At 67.3% G+C, this 18,593-nt stretch carries 16 protein-coding genes; 12 read left to right on the top strand and 4 right to left on the bottom strand.

The window, feature by feature from the left end; translation table 11 throughout:
• Positions 1 to 7 precede the first annotated feature (7 nt).
• Entirely contained in the window at positions 8 to 1,333 is a 1,326-nt protein-coding gene (locus D5084_RS08290) for an aminotransferase family protein (protein WP_162302405.1), read from the bottom strand.
• A gap of 266 nt (positions 1,334 to 1,599) precedes the next feature.
• Here D5084_RS08290 and sucC point away from each other — a divergent pair, with 266 nt between their 5' ends.
• The 10 genes from sucC to lpdA all read left to right on the top strand — a co-directional run bounded on the left by sucC (position 1,600) and on the right by lpdA (position 13,486).
• Positions 1,600 to 2,793, top strand: coding sequence for an ADP-forming succinate--CoA ligase subunit beta (gene sucC, locus D5084_RS08285; RefSeq protein WP_128515058.1), 1,194 nt, complete (start codon positions 1,600 to 1,602; stop codon positions 2,791 to 2,793).
• Complete coding sequence (locus D5084_RS08280) at positions 2,790 to 3,143, top strand: hypothetical protein (RefSeq protein ID WP_128515057.1); 354 nt, start codon at positions 2,790 to 2,792, stop codon at positions 3,141 to 3,143. Before sucC ends, D5084_RS08280 begins: the two co-directional genes overlap by 4 nt.
• A 27-nt stretch (positions 3,144 to 3,170) precedes the next feature.
• On the top strand, positions 3,171 to 4,055 hold the full coding sequence (gene sucD / locus D5084_RS08275; protein ID WP_128515056.1) for a succinate--CoA ligase subunit alpha: 885 nt from the start codon (positions 3,171 to 3,173) through the stop codon (positions 4,053 to 4,055).
• A gap of 63 nt (positions 4,056 to 4,118) precedes the next feature.
• On the top strand, positions 4,119 to 7,091 hold the full coding sequence (locus tag D5084_RS08270) for a 2-oxoglutarate dehydrogenase E1 component (RefSeq protein WP_128515055.1): 2,973 nt from the start codon (positions 4,119 to 4,121) through the stop codon (positions 7,089 to 7,091).
• Positions 7,092 to 7,107: 16 nt separating this feature from the next.
• Positions 7,108 to 8,328, top strand: a complete 1,221-nt coding sequence (odhB, locus tag D5084_RS08265) for a 2-oxoglutarate dehydrogenase complex dihydrolipoyllysine-residue succinyltransferase (RefSeq protein ID WP_238382574.1) — start codon at positions 7,108 to 7,110, stop codon at positions 8,326 to 8,328.
• Between the two features lie 69 nt (positions 8,329 to 8,397).
• Positions 8,398 to 8,997 carry a hypothetical protein gene (locus tag D5084_RS08260; protein WP_128515054.1) on the top strand — a complete coding sequence of 200 codons (600 nt, stop codon included), beginning with the start codon at positions 8,398 to 8,400 and terminating at the stop codon, positions 8,995 to 8,997.
• Positions 8,998 to 9,088: 91 nt separating this feature from the next.
• Positions 9,089 to 10,657 (top strand): class I SAM-dependent methyltransferase, encoded by a 1,569-nt coding sequence (locus D5084_RS08255; RefSeq protein WP_128515053.1) that lies wholly within the window; start codon positions 9,089 to 9,091, stop codon positions 10,655 to 10,657.
• A 3-nt stretch (positions 10,658 to 10,660) separates the two neighbouring features.
• Complete coding sequence (locus D5084_RS08250; RefSeq protein WP_128515052.1) at positions 10,661 to 11,620, top strand: glycosyltransferase family 2 protein; 960 nt, start codon at positions 10,661 to 10,663, stop codon at positions 11,618 to 11,620.
• Entirely contained in the window at positions 11,617 to 12,012 is a 396-nt protein-coding gene (locus D5084_RS08245; RefSeq protein WP_128515051.1) for an MAPEG family protein, read from the top strand. Before D5084_RS08250 ends, D5084_RS08245 begins: the two co-directional genes overlap by 4 nt.
• Positions 12,013 to 12,097: 85 nt before the next feature.
• Entirely contained in the window at positions 12,098 to 13,486 is a 1,389-nt protein-coding gene (gene lpdA / locus D5084_RS08240) for a dihydrolipoyl dehydrogenase (protein WP_128515050.1), read from the top strand.
• Between the two features lie 87 nt (positions 13,487 to 13,573).
• Here lpdA and D5084_RS08235 read toward each other — a convergent pair whose 3' ends face one another.
• The 3 genes from D5084_RS08235 to hemE form a co-directional block, all read right to left on the bottom strand.
• Entirely contained in the window at positions 13,574 to 14,296 is a 723-nt protein-coding gene (locus D5084_RS08235) for a BUD32 family EKC/KEOPS complex subunit (RefSeq protein WP_128515049.1), read from the bottom strand.
• Between the two features lie 93 nt (positions 14,297 to 14,389).
• Positions 14,390 to 15,283 (bottom strand): DMT family transporter, encoded by an 894-nt coding sequence (locus tag D5084_RS08230; protein WP_128515048.1) that lies wholly within the window; start codon positions 15,281 to 15,283, stop codon positions 14,390 to 14,392.
• 4 nt (positions 15,284 to 15,287) lie between these two features.
• The gene (gene hemE, locus D5084_RS08225; protein WP_128515047.1) at positions 15,288 to 16,331 is read right to left on the bottom strand and encodes a uroporphyrinogen decarboxylase; all 1,044 of its coding nucleotides are present in this window, start codon (positions 16,329 to 16,331) and stop codon (positions 15,288 to 15,290) included.
• Between the two features lie 92 nt (positions 16,332 to 16,423).
• Between hemE and hemC the strand changes: the two genes are divergently transcribed.
• Together hemC and D5084_RS08215 are read left to right on the top strand one after the other, a co-directional pair.
• Positions 16,424 to 17,362, top strand: a complete 939-nt coding sequence (gene hemC / locus D5084_RS08220) for a hydroxymethylbilane synthase (RefSeq protein ID WP_128515046.1) — start codon at positions 16,424 to 16,426, stop codon at positions 17,360 to 17,362.
• Positions 17,363 to 17,528: 166 nt separating this feature from the next.
• Entirely contained in the window at positions 17,529 to 18,233 is a 705-nt protein-coding gene (locus D5084_RS08215; RefSeq protein ID WP_128515045.1) for a hypothetical protein, read from the top strand.
• The last annotated feature ends 360 nt before the right edge of the window (positions 18,234 to 18,593 follow it).

Below are 18,593 nucleotides of genomic sequence, written 5' to 3'. Positions count from 1 at the left end.
CCGGCTCCTAGGCCAACCCGTTCAGCACCGTCTCCAGCGTAGCGACCAGCTTGTCCGCGATCTCGTCCAGTTCGGCATCGCTGGCATTGAACGGCGGGGCCAGGATCACCGTATCCCCCGCCACCCCGTCCGCATTCCCGCCCGAGGGATAGCAGATCAGCCCCCGCCGCAGGCCTTCCGCCCGGATGCGCCCGTTCACCCCCAGGCTTGCCTCGAACGGAGCCTTCGTCGCCGGGTCCGCCACCACTTCCACCCCGATGAAATACCCCCGCCCCCGCACGTCGCCCACCTGCGGCAGATGCGCCAGCCGCGCCCGCAATTCCGCCTGCCAGCGCGGCCCCTTGTCTCGGATGCGCGCCAGCAGCCCCTCTTCCGCCACGATCTTCTGCACCGCCACACCCGCCGCAAGACAGGCGGTATGCCCGGTATAGGTGTGCCCGGTCAGAGGCCCGCCATGCCCCGCCGCCATCACCTCTGCGATCTCGCGGCTGTAGATCGCAGCACCCAGCGGCAGATAGCCCCCCGACAGCGACTTCGCCACGGTGATGATGTCCGCCGCGATCCCGTCCTCTTCCGACGCCCGCCAGACCCCGGTCCGGCCCGAGCCGCACATCACCTCGTCGCAGATCACCAGCACCCCGTGGCGGCGGCAGACCTCGGCCACCGCCTTCGCGTAACCCTCGGGCGCAGGCAAGGCCCCGCCCGCAGCCCCCACCACCGGCTCGAAGATGAAGCCCGCCACCGTCTCCGGCCCCAGCCGCAGGATCTCTGCCTCCAGCTCGGCCGCCAGATGGGCAACCAGTCCCTCGCGGCTTACCCCTTCCGGCAGCCGGTAGGCATTGGCCGCACTCACCCGCCCGACCACCGGCAAGGCCCCGGCAAAGGCGCGCTGCCGCTCCTCGAACCCCGACAGCGCCGTCGCCATCAGCGTATTGCCGTGCCAGGACCGCCGCCGAGCGATGAATTTGACCCGCGCCGGATCGCCCCGGTCGTAATGATACTGCAACGCGATCTTCACGGCACTTTCCACTGCCTCGGACCCCGAGGTCGTGTAGACCATCTCCGCCAGCCCGGTAGAGCGGCGCAGCATGTCGCTCATCTCCTCCAGCGGATCGCTGGAAAACAGATAGCGGTAGCCATAGGCCACCTTCTCCATCTGCGCCGCCACCGCCGCGTTCACGCGCGGGTCGCCATGCCCGATGGAAAACACCGCCGGCCCGCCCGAACCGTCGATGTACTGCCGCCCCTCCACATCCCACAGATAGACCCCGCGCCCGTGGCTGATCTTCGGCAACCGGTCTTGCGTGATGTCGTTGGCGCTTGGGCGTGGCATGGCGGGCTCCTCTGAGTGCCGCCCAGCCTTCGCAATCCGCCCGATCCTTGTCAATCTGACCACGCCCGGGGTGATTCGCCCCCGCATCTGGCGTTACCGCCATCATGTGATCACACGTTTCGCTCACGTGATCACACGTTTCCACCTCGTGATCACATCCATCATTTTCCCGGCATTTCCCCCGCATTACAGGCATTTGCCGTTTGGAACCGGCCCCGACCCGTGCCAGAACGCCCCTGACAATCCCGGCCGAGAAGAGGCGCCCGATGAACATCCACGAATACCAGGCCAAGGACCTTCTGCGCAGCTACGGCATCCCGGTCTCTGACGGCCGCGTCGTCCTGAAGGCCGAAGACGCCAAGACCGCCGCGGGCGAACTGGACGGCCCGCTCTGGGTGGTGAAGGCCCAGATCCACGCGGGCGGCCGCGGCAAGGGCCATTTCAAGGAACCCGAGGCCGGGGAAAAGGGCGGCGTCCGCCTTGCCCGCTCGGTCGGCGAGGCCGCCGAATTCGCCCGTCAGATGCTGGGCCGCACGCTTGTCACCGTCCAGACCGGCCCCGCCGGCAAGCAGGTCAACCGCATCTACATCGAGGACGGTTCCGACATTGAGCGCGAGTTCTACCTTGCCCTCCTGATCGACCGTCAGACCAGCCGCATCTCGATCGTCGCCTCGACCGAAGGCGGGATGAGCATCGAGGACGTCGCCCACGACACGCCGGAAAAGATCCACACCTTCACCATCGACCCCGCCACGGGCATCCAGGACTTCCACGGCCGCCGCGTGGCCTTTGCGCTGGGGCTGACCGGAGCGCAGGTCAAGCAATGCGTCCAGATCGTGAAGAAGCTCTACCAGCTGTTCCTGGACAAGGACATGGACATGCTGGAGATCAACCCCTTCTGCGTGCTGAAGGACGGCTCCTTGCGCCTTCTTGACGCCAAGATGGGCTTTGATGGCAACGCGATCTACCGCCACCCCGACATCGCCGCCCTGCGCGACGAGACCGAGGAGGACCCCAAGGAACTCGCCGCCTCGAAATTCGACCTGAACTACATCGCCTTGGATGGCGAGATCGGCTGCATGGTGAACGGCGCGGGCCTCGCGATGGCCACGATGGACATCATCAAGCTTTACGGCGCCGAGCCCGCCAACTTCCTCGACGTGGGCGGGGGTGCCACCAAGGAAAAGGTGACCGAGGCCTTCAAGATCATCACCTCCGACCCCAACGTCAAAGGCATCCTCGTCAACATCTTCGGCGGCATCATGCGCTGCGACATCATCGCCGAGGGCGTGATCGCCGCGGTGAAGGAAGTCGGCCTCAAGGTCCCGCTGGTCGTCCGGCTGGAAGGCACCAACGTCGAGCTTGGCAAGGACATCATCAACAAGTCCGGCCTGAACGTCATCGCCGCCGACGACCTGTCGGATGCGGCCCAGAAGATCGTCAAGGCGGTGCGGGGGTGAGACTCCTTCCGTTCAGCCTTGTGGTTTGTGCTCTTCTGGCGGGCTTGTTGGCTCCGGCGGTGCAAGCTGATGACTTGCGAGTTGAAGAAACCACCCAAAGTCTGACGCAATGCCTGGCTCACTGGGCAACGCAGCTAGAGCCGTTACAAGATAACATGCTCGATCTGGCAGAAATGGTTTTCTCTGCAGCCTGCCACACTGAAAGAGATGCAATGCTAGAGGCTTCCGGAGCGTTGAATGCTCCTGACGCGCTAGCCGTTTATCGGAAGAATTGGCTTCATTCAGTCCAGGCGATGGTTCTCGTCGCTCGCGCCGAAAGGCTTGGCGTCGAACTGACTATAGCCCCCTGAAACAGCTCTGAGTTGGGAAACACAACCATGTCCGTCCTCGTCAACAAATCCACCCGCGTCATCTGCCAGGGCTTCACCGGCTCGCAGGGCACGTTCCACTCCGAACAGGCCATCGCCTACGGCACGCAGATGGTCGGCGGCGTGACCCCCGGCAAGGGCGGGACCGAACACCTCGGTCTCCCCGTCTTCGACAGCGTGCACGAAGCCGTCGCCAGGACCGGCGCCAACGCCACCGCGATCTACGTCCCGCCGCCCTTCGCCGCCGACTCGATCCTCGAGGCCATCGACGCCGAGATCCCGCTGATCGTCTGCATCACCGAAGGCATCCCGGTCCTCGACATGATGAAGGTCAAGCGCGCCCTCATCAACTCGAAGTCGCGCCTGATCGGCCCGAACTGCCCCGGCGTCCTGACCCCCGGCGAATGCAAGATCGGCATCATGCCGGGCTCCATCTTCTCCAAGGGCTCGGTCGGTGTCGTCTCCCGCTCCGGCACGCTCACCTACGAGGCCGTGAAGCAGACCACCGACGTCGGGCTAGGCCAGTCCACCGCCGTCGGCATCGGCGGCGACCCGATCAAGGGCACCGAGCACATCGACGTGCTGGAGATGTTCCTCGCCGACCCCGACACCCACTCGATCATCATGATCGGCGAGATCGGCGGTTCGGCCGAAGAGGACGCCGCCCAGTTCCTTGCCGACGAGAAAAAACGCGGCCGCTGGAAGCCCACCGCCGGCTTCATCGCCGGCCGCACCGCCCCCCCCGGCCGCCGCATGGGCCATGCCGGTGCCATCGTCGCGGGCGGCAAGGGCGACGCGGGCTCGAAGATCGAGGCGATGAAATCCGCCGGGATCGTGGTGGCCGACAGCCCCGCGGGCCTTGGCGAAGCCGTTCTGAAAGCAATCAAGGCGTAGGTCGGGGGTCTCCCCGACTCACTTTCCCGGCGGGGGACGCCCCGCCCCACAAGGAAGCCCGTCATGACCGACCAATCCCCCACTGCCGCCTTTGCCGCCTCGTCCTTCCTGGACGGGGCCAATGCCGATTACGTCGACCAGCTGGCTGCCCGCCACGCGGCAGACCCCAACTCCGTCGATCCGCAATGGGCCGAATTCTTCCGTGCCCTCGGCGATTCCGAGCTTGACGCCAAACGCGCCGCGCAAGGCCCCTCCTGGGCGCGCGCCGACTGGCCGCCGACCCCCGCCGACGAGCTGACCGCCGCGCTGACCGGCGAATGGGCCGCCCCGCCGCCCGCCAGGGAGGCGAGAGCCGCCGGTGCCAGGATCGCCGCCAAGGCCGCCGAGGCCGGGGTGCAGCTGACCGAGGATCAGATCCAGCGCGCCGTGCTCGATTCCATCCGCGCGCTGATGATCATCCGCGCCTACCGGATTCGCGGCCACCTCGCCGCCGACCTCGACCCGCTGGGTCTGGCCGAGAAGAAGTCCCACCCCGAGCTTGACCCGGCCTCCTACGGCTTCACCGAAGCCGACATGGACCGCCCGATCTTCATCGACAACGTGCTGGGCCTGACCCATGCCTCGATGCGGCAGATCATCGACATCCTCAAGCGCACCTATTGCGGCACCTTCGCGCTGCAATACATGCACATTTCCGACCCCGAACAGGCCGCCTGGCTCAAGGAACGGATCGAAGGCTACGGCAAGGAAATCGCCTTCACGCGAGAGGGGCGCAAGGCGATCCTGAACAAGCTCGTGGAAGCCGAAGGCTACGAGAAGTTCCTCCACGTCAAATACATGGGCACCAAACGCTTCGGCCTTGACGGGGGCGAGGCGCTGATCCCGGCGATGGAACAGATCATCAAGCGTGGCGGTGCGCTTGGGGTGAAGGAAATCATCATCGGCATGCCGCACCGGGGGCGTCTGAACATCCTCGCCAACGTGATGCAGAAACCCTACCGGGCGATCTTCCACGAATTCCAGGGCGGCTCCTACAAGCCCGAGGATGTGGACGGCTCCGGCGACGTGAAATACCACCTCGGCGCCTCGTCCGACCGGGAATTCGACGGCAACAAGGTCCACCTGTCGCTGACCGCCAACCCCAGCCACCTCGAGGCGGTGAACCCGGTGGTCCTTGGCAAGGTCCGCGCCAAGCAGGACCAGCTGAACGACACCGCCGAACGCATCGCCGTGCTGCCGATCCTTCTCCACGGCGACGCGGCCTTTGCGGGCCAGGGCGTGGTGGCGGAATGCCTGCAACTGTCGGGCATCAAGGGCCACCGCACCGGCGGCTGCATCCACATCATCGTCAACAACCAGATCGGCTTCACCACCGCCCCGGCCTTCAGCCGCACCTCGCCCTACCCCACCGACATCGCGCTCATGGTCGAGGCCCCGATCTTCCACGTCAACGGCGACGACCCCGAGGCCGTGGTCCATGCCGCCAAGGTGGCGACCGAGTTCCGCCAGAAGTTCCACAAGGACGTGGTCATCGACATCTTCTGCTACCGCCGCTTCGGTCACAACGAAGGCGACGAGCCGATGTTCACCAACCCGGCGATGTACAACCGCATCCGCAAGCAGAAGACCACGCTTCAGCTTTACACCGAACGTCTGGTGGCCGACGGGCTGATTTCGGCCGGCGAGATCGAGGACATGAAGGCCGCCTTCCAGGCCCGCCTGAACGAGGAATTCGAGGCCGGCAAGTCCTTCCTGCCGAACAAGGCCGACTGGCTGGATGGCCGCTGGAAGAACCTTCAGACCAAGGACCTCAACAACTATCAGCGCGGCGAGACCTGGATCAAGGCCGAGACCCTGGCCGAGATCGGCGCGGCGTTGACCCGCGTGCCCGAAGGCTTCGACCTGCACAAGACCGTGGCCCGCCAGCTGGAAGCGAAGAAGGAAATGTTCGCCACCGGCAAGGGCTTCGACTGGGCCACGGCCGAAGCACTGGCTTTCGGTTCGCTGCAACTGGAAGGCTTCCCCGTCCGTCTGTCCGGCCAGGACTGCACCCGCGGCACCTTCTCGCAGCGCCATTCCGGCTGGATCGACCAGACGACCGAGGAACGCCACTACCCCCTGAACCACATCCGCCCCGGCCAGGCGCGGTATGAGGTGATCGATTCGATGCTGTCCGAATATGCCGTCCTCGGGTTTGAGTACGGCTATTCGCTGTCCGAACCGAACGCGCTGACGATCTGGGAGGCCCAGTTCGGCGATTTCGCCAACGGCGCGCAGATCATGTTCGACCAGTTCATCAACTCGGGCGAATCGAAATGGCTGCGGATGTCGGGCCTCGTCGTCCTTCTGCCGCACGGGTTCGAAGGCCAGGGCCCGGAACATTCCTCCGCCCGGCTCGAACGCTTCCTGCAACTCTCGGCCGAGGACAACTGGATCGTGGCGAACTGCTCGACGCCGGCGAACTACTTCCACATCCTGCGCCGCCAGCTGCACCGGACCTACCGCAAACCGCTGATCCTGATGACGCCGAAGTCGCTCCTCCGGCATCCGATGTGCATCAGCCGGGCCGAGGATTTCACCGACGGCTCGACCTTCCACCGCGTCCTCTGGGACGATGCGCAGAAGGGCAACTCCACGCTGAAGCTGAAACCCGACGACAAGATCAGGCGCGTCATCCTGTGTTCGGGCAAGGTCTACTACGACCTTCTCGCCGAACGCGACGCGCAGGGCCTCGACGACATCTATCTCCTCCGCGTCGAACAGCTTTACCCGGTGCCCGGCATCTCGCTGACCCAGGAACTGTCCCGCTTCCCGAAGGCCGATTTCGTCTGGTGCCAGGAGGAACCGAAGAACCAGGGCGCCTGGTCCTTCATCGAGCCCGAGATCGAGGTGATCCTGACCAGGATCCGCGGCAAGACCACCCGGATGTCCTATGCGGGCCGCAAGGCCAGCGCGTCGCCCGCCACGGGCCTCGCCTCCCGCCACAAGCAAGAACAGCAAACCCTCGTCGCCCAGGCCCTTGGCCTGTCAGCCTGAAGACCGGAGAAGACAAATGACTGACGTGATGGTGCCCGCCCTTGGCGAATCCGTGTCCGAGGCCACCGTATCCACCTGGTTCAAGAAACCCGGCGATGCGGTGAAGCAGGACGAAATGCTGTGCGAGCTGGAAACCGACAAGGTCTCGGTCGAGGTCCCCTCGCCCGTGTCCGGCGTCCTGGCCGAGATCCTGGCGCCCGAAGGCACGACCGTGGCGGCAAACGCCCGCCTCGCCATCGTGACCGAAGGTGCCGCCGCCGCGACGACGGCAGCGAAGACCGAAGCACCCGCGCCGAAGGAGGAGCGGAAGGAGGAGCCCGCCGCGAAATCCGTGGAAGACGCCCCCGCCGCGAAAAAGGCGATGGCCGAGGCGGGCCTGACGCCGGATCAGGTCCAGGGCACCGGCCGTGACGGCCGCATCATGAAGGAAGACGTGGCCCGCACCGTCGCGGGTGCCGCCGGCGCGCAAGCTGCCGCTGCGGCGCCCGCCCCGGCCCCCGCCGCCCTCCCCCGCGCCCCCGTCCCCGCCGAAGACGCCGCGCGTGAGGAACGGGTGAAGATGACCCGCCTCCGCGCCACCATCGCCCGGCGGCTCAAGGACGCGCAGAACACCGCCGCGATGCTGACGACCTACAACGAGGTCGACATGTCCGGCATCATGGACCTGCGCAACGCCTACAAGGACGCCTTCGAGAAGAAGCACGGCGTGAAGATGGGCTTCATGTCCTTCTTCGTGAAGGCCTGCTGCCACGCGCTGAAAGAGGTCCCCGAGGTCAACGCCGAGATCGACGGCCAGGACATCGTCTACAAGAACTACGTCCACATGGGCGTGGCGGTCGGCACGCCTTCGGGCCTCGTCGTCCCCGTGGTGCGCGATGCCGACCGGATGTCCTTTGCCGAGATCGAGAAGAAGATCGCCGAACTTGGGCAGCGCGCCCGCGACGGCAAGCTGTCGATGGCCGAGATGCAGGGCGGCAGCTTCACCATCTCGAACGGCGGCGTCTATGGCTCGCTGATGTCGTCACCCATCCTCAACCCCCCGCAGTCCGGCATCCTCGGCATGCACAAGATCCAGGACCGCCCCGTCGTGGTGAACGGCCAGATCGTCATCCGCCCGATGATGTATCTGGCGCTCAGCTACGACCACCGGATCGTGGACGGGAAGGGAGCGGTGACGTTCCTCGTGCGCGTCAAGGAGGCGCTGGAGGACCCGCGTCGCCTGCTGATGGACCTGTGAGGGCCACCGAGCCGTGCGGTGCGCTGTAGCGCACCCTACGCCACCCCCACCCGGCACCCCGGACCCCACATGCCCCACCCCACCCCCACCGCCACACCCGAAGCGCCTCCCCTCCCCCTCCGTGGCGAGGGGATGGGGGCGGCGGGCCACCCGCCGGAACCCCGCCCCGGCCCTGAGCCGGGGCCTCGTTCCGCCACCAGCGCGACACCACCCCATCAGGTCCCGCCGGGTCAGGCCCGGGTCAGGCAGGGGCAAGCCCGGGACGGGGTCGCCCTTATCCTCGCCACTCTCCTCCTCGCCACCCCCTCCACGGCCCAGATCATCCCCACCGGCACCCCCGCCGCCGACATCCTCCTCTCCCAGGCCATTGCCGAGCATCGCATCTTCCTCACCTGCTCCGCCCTCGACCCCGCCACCCACCGGCAGATCACCGAAAACTGGCAGCGCGATGTCACCGCCGCCGCCACCCTCCTGAAAACCCACAACACCCCGCCCGAGGCCTTCGCCGCCTTCACCACCGCCGCACGGCCCGAAAACCTGATCCCCGCCGAGGACACGCCATGGGCCGAGGTCAAGGGCCTCTGCGACACGCACCCGGACTGGCTGCAAACCTATTTCGAGTTCAACTTCACCCTCCTCGACATCAAACTCCCGCAGGCCTTCCAGTGACCCGCACCCCGCCGATCCCCTGCCCCCCGCTCTTGACACCGGCCCCGCCCCGCCCTCCGGTATCCGCAAGGCACAGGACCGGAGCCGCCTGATGTTCATCCCTGCCAAGGGCCTCGACTACCGCGATTTCCTTGACGCCCTGCACCGGCAGCTGCGGTTCGACTGGTATCTGGAGATCGGCTCGCAGACCGGGCGGTCCCTGGCGAAATCCCGCAGCCCCTCGATCGCCGTCGACCCCCAGTTCCGCATCAGATACGACGTCGTCGGCAACAAGCCGCACCTGCACCTCTACCAGCAGACCAGCGACGATTTCTTCGCCGACGGCCACCTGAAGACCCTGAAGGCCAAGCCCGGCTTCAGCTTCCTCGACGGGATGCACCTTTTCGAATACCTCCTGCGTGACTTCATCAACACCGAAGCCGCAGGCACCCCCAATTCCGTCATCGCGATGCACGATTGCTGCCCCTTCGGTCACGGCATGACCACGCGCGAGATCGACAACATTCCCCGCGGGGCCTGGACGGGCGACGTCTGGAAGCTGATCCCGATCCTGCAAGAGTATCGCCCCGACCTGACGATCCAGGTCCTCGACTGCGCGCCGACCGGGTTGGTCATCGTCTCGAACCTCGACCCGAAGAACAAGGCGCTGACCAGGGCCTACGACGAAATCCTGCGGCGCTACACAGACCTGACCCTGGCCGACTATGGGGTCGATAGGTTCTACGCCAGCTTCGCTTACGTCGATCCGGTGAAACTGGCCAACGACGGCTTCCAGACCTTCCGCCCCGCCGCCCGCGACTTCATCCCGGCCGAAAAACCCCTCGTCGCGCCCGAGCCGCCGCCCCCGGCCGAACCGGTGAACATCCAGAAGACCACCGTTCACAACGTCGACCTCTACTCCGGCCACCGCGTGCTGCGCGACTTCGGCAACGACCACGCCCGCTGCATCACCGCACCGCTGTCCGAACCCGTCGATGTCTACGTCGGCGTCCATGTGATCGACCGCCCCATCGAAACGGGTCGCGTCAGGATCGGTATCCAGACCGAGCAATACCTCGACCGCCAGGGCCAGCCGATGTGGCGCATCCCCAAGGAACGCTTCCGCCTGCGGCACGCGACCTTCTACGACGTGCTCCTGGATTTCAGCGCCGACAACGCCCCCGCCTACGATTTCCTGCCCGAAGACCTGCGGGCCAAGGTCCTCTTCGGCCCGCACATCTTCCCCGGAGCCCCCATCACCCCCGATTTCCAACCCGCCCCGCCGGTCTTCTTCGGCGCCCTGAACGACCGCCGTCGCGCTCTCCTTGCCGACCTTCAGACCAGGCGCCCCGTCGAGGTCGCCCCCCACGGCACCTTCGGACGCCCGCTGGACGCGCTGATCGCGAAACAGGGTGCCGTCCTGAACCTGCACTTCCGCGAGGGCACCTATTCCGAATACCCCCGTTTCCTGAAAGCCTACCTGCGCGGCAAGCCCGTGGTCTCGGAGCCGCTCGCTCCTCCGCTGCAATCCGACTTGCACTATTTCAACCTTGAAGCCCAGCTTACGGCCCAGGAGATAGCGCAGGTTTTCGAAAATCTTGCATCCTTCGCTGCCCAGCACAGCTTCCAGGCCTTCCTGCAAGCCGCCCTCGACCGCGCCCGTGTGCGCAAGGCGGGCTGACGGATGGGCCGCATCGCACTGGTCAGCTGCATGCGGAACGAGGGGATCCACCTCCTCGAATGGCTCGCCTATCACCGCGTGATCGGCTTCGGCCCCGTGGTCGTCTGCACCAACGACTGCGCGGACGGCTCCGACAGCCTCCTCGACCGCCTCGCCGACGCGGGCGCAGTCACCCATCTTCTCAATCCCCTGCCCCCCGGCACCCCGCCCCAGGCTGCCGGGATCGCCCGCGCCATGGCGCATCTGGCCAGCACCGATGCCGACTGGCTGGCCCATCTCGACAGCGACGAATTCCTGAACATCCTCCCCGGCGCAGGCCCCGTCCAGCACATCACCGAACGGGCCGGGGACGCCCATGTCATCGCCCTGCCCTGGCATCTGTTCGGCGACAACGGCCATGCCGACTGGCCGGGTGAGACGCTCCCCGCCTTCACCGCCTGCCAGGCCGCCCCCGACCCCGCCACCGTCAAGTTCAAGTCGCTCTTCCGCTTCCGCGCCTTCGCCACCGCCTCCGACCACATGCCGACCCGGCCCCTGATCGACGCCCCCCTTGCCGTCAACGCGGGCGGAGAGCCCCTCTCCTCCGCTCCCCTGCACGGCAAGCCCCGCTCCCGCTTTCATCCCGTGGAAACCGCCCTGCGCGGCGGCGCCCAGGTCAACCACTACGCCATCCGCTCGACCGACGTGTTCCTGTTGAAGAACGACCGCGGCCGCGGCATGGGGCCCCCGTCCGACAAATACCACCTCGGCTCGAAATGGCACCGGATCGCCAACCGGAACGACACGCAGGACCGCTCCATCCTCGCCCGCTGGCCCGAAACCGCCGCCGAACTCGCCCGCCTCCGCGCCCTTCCCGGCGTGGCCGAAGCAGAGACCCGCTGCCGCGACTGGTTCGCCGCCACGAAAGCCACCCGCCTGACCCCACAGAACCTCACCCGCTGGACCAGAAGGGGCGCCGCATGACCCCCGAACTGACCGCCCTCGCCCTCGCGGGCCTGCTGCAAGCCGTGCAGTTCCACCTCTTCGCCATCCCCGCGAACCTGGAGCTCGGCACCGGCTACACCTCCAGCCCCCGCGACCGCCCGCCCTCACGCCAGATGTCGGTCATGACCGGCCGCCTGCAACGCGCGATGAACAACCATTTCGAAGGGCTGATCCTCTTCACCCTCGCCGTGGTCGTCGTGACGCTCGGCAACCAGTCCACCCAAGTCACCCAGACCGCCGCCTGGGCCTACCTCGGCGCCCGCATCCTCTACGTCCCGGCCTATGCCCTCGGCTGGCGCCCTTGGCGCTCTGTCATCTGGGCGGTAGGCTTCTTCGCAACCCTGACGATGATCCTGGCCAGCCTCATCTGACTGTTTCATCTGTCCGAAAATATCCCACGGGGGTCCGGGGGTGTGAAACCCCCGGTTCCCCGGCCAGACCAAAGGAACCGACCAAATGGCAGATTTCGACACCATCATCATCGGCGCCGGCCCCGGAGGCTATGTCGCCGCGATCCGCGCCGCCCAGCTTGGCCAGAAGGTCGCCTGCGTCGAAGGGCGCGAGACGCTGGGCGGCACCTGCCTGAACGTCGGCTGCATCCCGTCGAAGGCGCTCCTCCACGCCACGCACCTCCTGCACGAGACGCACGAGAATTTCGCGAAGATGGGGCTGATCGGCGCCGCGCCCAAGGTCGACTGGGCCAAGATGCAGGCCTACAAGGACGATGTCGTATCCGGCAACACCAAGGGGATCGAGTTCCTGTTCAAGAAGAACAAGGTCACCTGGCTGAAAGGCTGGGGCACCATCCCCGCCCCCGGTCAGGTCAAGGTCGGCGACGAGACCCACACCGCAAGGAACATCGTCATCGCCACGGGGTCCGAAGCCTCCTCCCTCCCCGGCGTCGAGATCGACGAGACGACCGTTGTCACCTCCACCGGCGCCCTGACCCTGGGCAGGATCCCGAAGTCCATGGTCGTCATCGGCGCGGGCGTGATCGGGCTGGAGATGGGCAGCGTCTATGCCCGGCTTGGCACACAGGTGACCGTGGTCGAATACCTCGACGCGATCACCCCCGGCATGGACGCCGAGGTCGCCAGGACCTTCCAGCGCATCCTGACCAAGCAGGGCCTGACCTTCGTCCTCGGCGCCGCCGTCCAGTCGGTGACGAAAACGAAAACCGGTGCGACGGTCGCCTACAGGCTGAAGAAGGACGACAAGGAGGCCTCGCTCGACGCCGAGATCGTCCTCGTCGCCACCGGCCGCAAGCCCTACACGGCCGGCCTGGGGCTTGAGGCGCTCGGCGTCGAAATGGGGCCCCGTGGGACGATCAAGACCGATGCGCACTGGCAGACCAACATCCCCGGTCTCTACGCCATCGGCGACGCGATTGCGGGCCCGATGCTCGCCCACAAGGCCGAGGATGAGGGCATGGCCGTGGCCGAGGTCCTGGCCGGCAAGCACGGCCACGTGAACTATGGCGTGATCCCCGGCGTGATCTACACCACACCCGAGGTGGCGAACGTAGGCCTTACCGAGGAAGCACTCAAGGCCGAAGGCCGCGCCTACAAGGTCGGCAAGTTCCCCTTCATGGGCAATGCCCGTGCCAAGGCCGTCTTCCAGGCCGAGGGCTTCGTCAAGCTCATCGCCGATGCCGCCACCGACCGCATCCTCGGCTGCCACATCATCGGCCCCGCCGCTGGCGACCTGATCCACGAGGTCTGCGTGGCGATGGAATTCGGCGCCTCGGCCCAGGACCTGGCGCTGACCTGCCACGCGCACCCGACCTGGTCCGAAGCCGTCCGCGAAGCCGCGCTCGCCTGCGGCGACGGCGCGATTCACGCCTGACCGGACCGCTCGTCCTGCAACGACGTCACGCCTCGCCACCCGCAGCAAGGCGTGGCGTCGTCATCGAAGCGCGGCCCTCGCGCGGCCCTACCGGGCCAACCGCGCCAGCGTCAGCCCCACCGCCCGCAACTCCCGGCTTCCCGGCTTCAGCCGCGCCAGCCCCGCCGCCAGCCAGCCCAGCGGCCGCAGCCACAGCGCCAGCCGCCGGGCCGCGCCCATCGCCCCCTCGGGTGCCGATACCGCATAGTCCGCCAGCGCCGCCTCCAGCCAGCGCGGCTCTTCCGGCCACAGCGTGAAGGCCGTCTGCGCGAACATCACCACATCCGCCGCCTGCCAGAACTCCGCCCGGCGCGCGTGCCGGAATCGCTCCAGGTCGATGAACCGCGCCTCGCGCCCGTCCCAGCAGACATCCCGCACCGCCGGCCGGCCATGCGCCATCCCGGCCCAGTGCAACAGGCCAAGTGCGCGCCCCGCCCGGGCGAAGGCGCGCAGCTTCTCGGCCTCGCCCCGGCCCGCATCGGCCACGACCTCGGGCAGCACCGGCCCCGCATCCGGCATCAGCACCCAGTCCGGCCCCTCCGCCGCGACGGTCGCCACCGGCAGCCCTGCCGCATCCAGCGCCCGCAGCCCCTCGCGTTCTGCCTGAAAGGCCTCGACCGGATCGCCCTTCTGCAGCCGCAACCGCCCCTGCAGCCGCTCCACCCGCTTCAGCCAGAACACCCGCCCGTCGGCAAGCGCCAGCCGTCGCACCCGCGCGGCTGGCTCGGCCAGGGCCTTGCGCAGGCCTTTCTCAAGCAGGGGATCGGACACGGGACGCTCCAGCGGGTTACGCCCCCTGTAACGCCTGCATGACGGATTTGCAAAATCCCGGGCCAAAGGCCGCGTGACGGCGCCGTCCCACGCCTAGACCTGACTGCGCAACAGCAGCCCCACGCCCAGCACGACGACCGCCATCCCCAGGATCTTCCGCCCGCCGATCCGCTGTCCGAACACCACCCGCGACACGCCCAGGGCCATAATCACCTCGACCAGCGCCAGAGTCCGCACATTCGCCGCCGAGGTCAGCGAAAACCCGATGAACCAGAACTGCGACGCGAGGGCCCCCAGAAACCCCGCCCCCAGCGAGGTCCGCCAGACCCGAAGCGACCCGGCCAGCGCCGCCCGATCAAAGGCCACCAGCCACAGCGTCAGAAGACCCGCCTGCAACGCCAGGCTGACCACCAGGATCGTCGTTGCCCGGACCAGGAACTCGCCCGAAGGCAGCGCAAGGATGCCGCCGCGGAACCCGATCGCCGCCAGCCCGAACAGCGCTCCCGCCAGCAGCCCGGCAAGCAGAGACCCGCCGTCCCGCCAGAGGGCCCGCCCGGTCCCGGGCGTCACCGACATCAGCACCACCCCGGCGGTTGCGATCACGATCGCCATCAGCATCGGCGGGCTCAGAGGGTCCCCCAGCACCGCCGCGCCGATCAGCGCGACGAGCACCGGCTCGGTCTTGATCCAGGCCGTGGTGACCGCAAAGCTCTGCGACTGCATCGTGACCAGCATCAGCGCCGTCGCCGCGATCTGCGACAGCGCGCCCAGCAGCGTGAAGCCCAGGGCAGGTACTGTCAGCGGCGGCACCGCCCCGCCACCGAACCCCACGACCAGAGCCAGAAACAGCACCGCAAACGGCAGCCCGAACAGGAACCGGACCTGCGTCGCCCCAAGGGTCCCGATGGCCCGCGTCAGGCTCGCCTGCGTCGCGTTCCGTGCGGTCTGGGCGGCCGCTGCAATCAGCGTCGCCAGAACCCAGCCCAAGATCTCAGGCCCCGCCGCCCGGCGTTCCTCGGACCGTGTCGATCATCAGCTGCACGTTGTCGGGATGCGCGTCCGGCGTGATCCCGTGCCCCAGGTTGAAGATATGCGGTCCTTTGGAAAACGCCTTCACCACATGCCGCGTCGCCGCGATCAGCGCCTGCCCGCCCGTCACCATATGCTCGGGCGCCAGGTTTCCCTGCACGCAGCCGTCGATCTGCACATTCGCCGCCGCCCATTCCGGGCTGACCGAATTGTCGATCGCCACGCAATCCGCCCCGGTCCGATGCGCAAAGCCGATATAGCCCTGCCCCGCCTCGCGCGGGAAGGCGATGACCGGCACGCCCGGATGCCGCGCCTTGACAGCGGCGATGATCTTCGCCACCGGGGCCTCGGCGAAGTCCCTGAAATCCTGCCCTTTCAGCGACCCGGCCCAGCTGTCGAACAGCTTGACCACCTCGGCCCCCGCCTCGATCTGCGCCGACAGATATTCCACCGTCGCCTCCGTGATCCTGTCGATCAGCGCCTGAAAGGTCGCCCGGTCCTCGGCTTTCAGCCTGTGCGCCGCCGCCTGATCCTTCGACCCCCGCCCCGCGATCATGTAGGTCGCCACCGTCCAGGGCGCGCCCGCAAAGCCGATCAGCGTCACCTCCTTCGGCAGCTCCCGCGCCAGGATCCGCACCGTTTCATAAACCGGAGCCAGGGTCTCGTGGATCGCCTCCACGGGCTTCAGGTTCGCCACCTGAGCCGGAGTATCCGTCGTCTCCATCCGGGGCCCCTCCCCCGTCTCGAACCACAGCTTCGGCCCCAGCGCCTGCGGCAACAGCAGGATGTCGGCAAACAGGATCGCCGCATCGAACCCATAGCGCCGGATCGGCTGCAAGCTCACCTCCGCCGCCAGGTCCGGCGTGTAGCAGAGGCTCAGGAAATCCCCCGCCTTGGAACGCGTCTCGCGGTATTCCGGCAGATAGCGGCCCGCCTGGCGCATCATCCAGATCGGGGGCGTGGGCAGCACCTCGCCTTTCAGCGCGCGCAGGATCGTCTTGGTCATCGGGGGTCCTTTCGTCTTGCCCCATGCGTCCGCTGCCCCGCCCGGCTTGTCAAGAGTTGTCACCCGCGCCTGACAGGGCTAAGCCTTCTCGCATGAGCGATGATCTGCCCACCCCCGCACGTCCCCTGAAGATCGGCACCCGAGGCTCGCCCCTCGCCCTCTGGCAGGCGCACGAGACCCGCCGCAGCCTGATGGCGGCCTTCGCGCTGCCCGAAGCCGCCTTCGAGATCGTGGTCATCAAGGTCACCGGCGACCAGATCCAGGACAAGGCGCTCCGCGAGATCGGCGGCAAGGGCCTTTTCACCCGCGAGATCGAAGAGGCGCTTCTCGACGCCTCCATCGACATCGCCGTCCATTCGATGAAGGACATGCCGACGATCCAGCCCAAGGGCCTGATCCTCGACTGCTACCTCCCCCGCGCCGACGTCCGCGATGCCTTCGTCTCCCCCCGCTACGCCTCGATCGCGGACCTCCCCCAGGGCGCCACCGTCGGCTCCTCCTCGCTGCGCCGCCGCGCCCAGCTTGCCCTGCGCCGCCCCGACCTGCAGCTGGTGGAGTTCCGCGGCAACGTGCAGACGCGCATGCGCAAGCTCGACGAAGGCGTCGCCCATGCCACCTTCCTCGCCATGGCCGGCCTCACCCGACTTGGCATGACCCAGGTCGCCCGCTCCGCCATCGCGCCCGAAGAAATGCTCCCCGCCGTCGCGCAAGGAGCGATCGGCATCGAACGCCGCCTGGACGATCCCCGCACCGCAGCCCTCCTGTCGGCCATCCACGACCGGGCGACCGGCCTCCGCCTCGCTGCCGAGCGCAGCTTCCTTCTCACCCTCGACGGCTCCTGCGAAACCCCCATCGCGGGCCTTGCAATCCTCGACGGCGACCAACTCTGGCTGCGCGGCGAGATCCTGCGCCCCGACGGCTCGGCTTCCGTCGCGGGGGAAAGACGCGGCCCGGTCAGCAATGGAACCGCCATCGGCAAGGCCCTTGCCGAAGACCTCCTCAACCGCGCCGAACCGGGGTTCTTCGGCTAGCCCCTGAATGCGACCGCAGGGTCAGGCGCGCCAGACCCGCCGCCCGGTTCGCCCCCGTTCCGCGCCGGATGGCATGGTCGGGCGCCCCTATTCTTGCATTGATTGCTTGCAAACTGACGCCATTCTGGCACGCTTTGGGCTATTGTTTCCCAAAGGTGTTCAGCCCATGCGCGCGAAATTGCTTGTTCTCGTGTCGGCCGCCGTCATCACCGCCTGCGGCCCGAACATCTACCAGAAGGCAGACCCCGGAGAGTTCAGCGGCCGCATCTTCCTGATGTGGATCGACGATGGCGGGGCCCTGGGCTCTGGCACCTTCGTCTTCGTTCCCGTCCCCGGGCAGGAACTGACCTTCACGCGCAAGAACCCCGCCGCCACGGTCAGGTCGATCAGACCCGAGATGATGTATACCGACGGCGGCTCGATCCCCCGGATCGCCCAGGCCTTCAAGGGCTTCTCGCCCTGGGGCTATGCGCCGGCCTACATGGTGCATGACTGGCTGTTCATCGCGCGGAACTGCAACAAGGACGGCACGCCGACCGACAGGGAACGCGACATCGCGGGGATGAAATTCGCGGAATCCGCTGACGTCATGGCCGAAGCCATCAAGGCCCTTGTCGCGCAGAACATGGTCCGGAAGAATGACGTGTCCGAAGCGATCATCCCCAGTGTCGTCGCCGGTCCCATCACCCGTGCCCTGTGGGAAAAGGACGGCGCCTGCGCCGGTCGCCGGGTCAGCGAGGCCGACCGCCTCGCCGTCGAGGCCGGCCTGCCGGGTCGTCGCGTCTCGCTGCGTGGGGCAACCCGCACCCTGCCCGATGGACGCATCGTCCCGGTCAAGCCCGCAAGACTGATCGAGACCATCGGGTTCTGAGCCAGGGCAGATCGCCAGCCCCCGCCCCGATCCAACGGGACCAAGGCCCACGCCCCACCCTTCCGGGCCCCGGGCATGACCGCCCGCGGCCACCGGACCCCACTATCCCGCCCTTGCTCTTTTCCCCAAATACTCCCGCCGGAGGCTCCTCACTCACCACCCGGAGCGGCCTTTCCGAAAACGCGCAGCCGTATCCAGAGGCGCCTCCCGGCCCCCGCAGTGGACAGGCGCCGAGGGCAGGGGGCGGCCGCCGGGGCACGCGCGGCAATCCTTGCCAATCCTTCACCTCTAGAATGGAGCGCAACAGTTGAGGTTGGGATGGGGTTTGGGATGGATCGGCGGGGGTTGCATCTGGATGGT

Origin of the sequence: Tabrizicola thermarum, from assembly GCF_003574395.1 — a bacterium.
In the GTDB taxonomy this organism is placed as follows: Bacteria; Pseudomonadota; Alphaproteobacteria; order Rhodobacterales; family Rhodobacteraceae; genus Tabrizicola; species Tabrizicola thermarum.
Note: the sequence above shows the minus strand (reverse complement) of the source record. Positions and strands in the feature narration are given on the sequence as shown.